General features: G+C 64.0%; 1 protein-coding gene. It reads left to right on the top strand.

Translation table 11 applies throughout. From position 1 onward, the window contains the following. Positions 1 to 3 precede the first annotated feature (3 nt). Positions 4 to 2,695 (top strand): NAD-glutamate dehydrogenase domain-containing protein (locus EN906_RS30045; protein ID WP_206529206.1); only part of this gene is annotated, 2,692 nt, incomplete at its 3' end.

The following is a 2,695-nucleotide window of genomic DNA, read 5'->3' as shown; positions in this document are numbered from 1 at the left end:
GTCATGGCCAGCGTGAAATCCGCGAGCAAGCCGAAGAAAAAAGCCACGGCAGCGATTAAAGCGGAGGAAAGGCCGGCCAGGCTTGCAGACTATCTGCTCGCCCGCGCGCCAGCTGAAGACATTGCTCCCTACGATGTGGCCGACCTGGAGCGGGCTGCCGATCTCGCCGGCCAGGCAGTCGCCACTCACAGGAAAGGCGAGTGCGTCGTCGCCGTCGATGCCGATTCGGGCGTTGTGCGAGACGGCCGCCCGATGACGGTTGTCACGGTCGTCAACGACAACATGCCGTTCCTGTTCGATTCCATCCTCGGCGAGATCACCGAGACATCGGGCGAACCGACCCTGGTCACCCATCCGGTTATCGTGGTGCGCCACGGCAAGGGCGGCGTGGAAGAAATCCTCGGCGACGGCAATTTCGCCAAGGACGATGGCAGCCACGACCGGCTTAGCGTCATCCATGTCCACATCCCGCGGGTGACATCCGAGCAGGCGAGCGGATTGAGCGAGCGGCTGCGCAAGATCCTTGGCCAGGTTCATGCCGCCGTTCACGACTGGAGGCCGATGCTGGCCCGCCTCGATCAGGCGATCTCGGAATTCCGCTATACGGCCGTGCCGCTCGACAAGAAGAGCGTTGCCGAGGCCCTCGCCTTCCTGGAGTGGCTGCGCGACGACAATTTCACCTTCCTTGGCATGCGCGAGTTCAAATACACCGGCGGCGAAGAAAGCGGTACGCTGGAGCGCGCTGAAAAGCCCGGCCTCGGCATCCTGTCCGACCCCGACGTGCTGGTGCTCAGGCGCGGCACCGAAGCGGTGACGACGACGCCGGAAATCCGCGCCTTCCTGCACGGGCCGGAGCCGCTGATCGTCACCAAGGCCAATGCCAAGTCGTCCGTGCACCGCCGCATCTATCTCGATTACATCGGCATCAAGACCTACACCGCCAAGGGTACGCTCGCGGGCGAATTGCGCATCGTCGGCCTGTTCACCTCGACCGCCTACACGCGCTCGGTGATGAAGATCCCGTATCTGAGGTCAAAAGCCGAAACCATCATCGCCAAGTCCGGCTTCGACCGGCACGATCACTCCGGCAAGGCGCTGATCAACGTGCTGGAAAGCTATCCGCGCGACGAATTGTTCCAGGTGCCGGTGCCGATCCTGAGGAAGCACGCCGCTGCCATTCTGGGCCTGGTCGAGCGGCCACGCGTGCGGGCGCTGGTGCGCGCCGACCAGTTCGACCGTTTCGTCTCGATCCTCGTCTTCGTGCCGCGCGACCGTTACGACAGCGTCGTGCGCGAGAAGATCGGCTCGTATCTGAAGACCGTATTCGAAGGTCGGCTGTCGGCCTATTACCCGGCCTTCCCCGAAGGCGGGCTGGCGCGCGTGCACTTCATCATCGGCCGCTCCGGCGGCAAGACGCCGAAGGTCGAGCAAGCGACGATAGAGGCGGCGATCCGCGACATCGTGCGTACCTGGGAGGACGCCCTTTCCGATGCGGCCGAGGCCAGTGGCGGCGACCAGGCTTTGAAGGCGATTGCCGCGCGGCTGCCGGAAAGCTACCGCGATTCGTTCAGCGCGGCGGTGGCGCTGGCCGATGCCAGGCGCATTGCCAAGATCAGCGCCGGCAATCCGATCGCCATCGATTATTATCGTCATGCCGAGCAGAAACCGCATCAGGCGTCGCTGAAAATCTATCACCATGGCAGCCCGGTGGCGCTGTCGCGGCGGGTGCCGGTGCTGGAAAACATCGGCTTCCGCGTCATCAGCGAGCGCACCTTCGAGGTCGGCGACGAACAATCCGGCCTGGTCTTCATCCATGACATGGAGTTGGAGAACAGCTACGGCAAGCCGATCGACCTGACTGACGGCGGCGGGCTGTTCGAGGACGCGTTCCTGTCCGTCTGGCGCGGCGACGTCGACAATGACGGCTATAACGGCCTTGCCCAGACCGCCGGCTTGTGGTCGGGCGAGATCACGATCCTGCGCGCCTATGGCCGCTATCTGCAGCAGGTGGGCATTCCGCAAAGCCAGGATTTCATCGCCGCCGCGCTCAATCGTTATCCCGACATAGCGCGGGGCCTGCATGCGCTGTTCATCGCCCGGCTTGGCCCGACGGCCGAGACCGAAGGCGTGGTGGCCGCAAAGCACCTCAAGGCCAAGATCAAGGACGCGCTGGAGGATGTGCCGAACATCGATGACGACACCATCATCCGGCGCTATCTCAATCTGATCGAAGCCTCGCTGCGCACCAATCATTTCGTTGCCGATACGAAAGAGAAAGGCCAGTCGCTGGCGATCAAACTCGATTCGCACGCGGTCGAGGGCTTGCCGGCGCCGCGGCCGTGGCGGGAGATCTTCGTCTACGGTTCCGAGGTCGAAGGCCTGCATCTGCGCTTCGGTCCGGTGGCGCGCGGCGGCCTGCGCTGGTCCGACCGCGCCCAGGACTACCGCACCGAGGTGCTCGGCCTGGTCAAGGCACAGCAGGTCAAGAATGCCGTCATCGTGCCGGTTGGCGCCAAGGGCGGCTTCTATCCGAAGAAGCTGCCGATGAGCGCCGGTCGCGACGCGATCTTCGAGGCAGGCACCTCGGCCTACAAGAATTTCGTCTCCAGCCTGCTGTCGATCACCGACAATATCGGTCTCGACGGTGTCATCCCCCCGGCCGGCGTCATCAGACGCGACCCGGACGATCCGTATT

This window comes from Mesorhizobium sp. M7A.F.Ca.CA.004.06.1.1 (assembly GCF_003999135.1).
In the GTDB taxonomy this organism is placed as follows: Bacteria; Pseudomonadota; Alphaproteobacteria; order Rhizobiales; family Rhizobiaceae; genus Mesorhizobium.
This window is presented reverse-complemented; position numbering and strand designations above follow the sequence as displayed.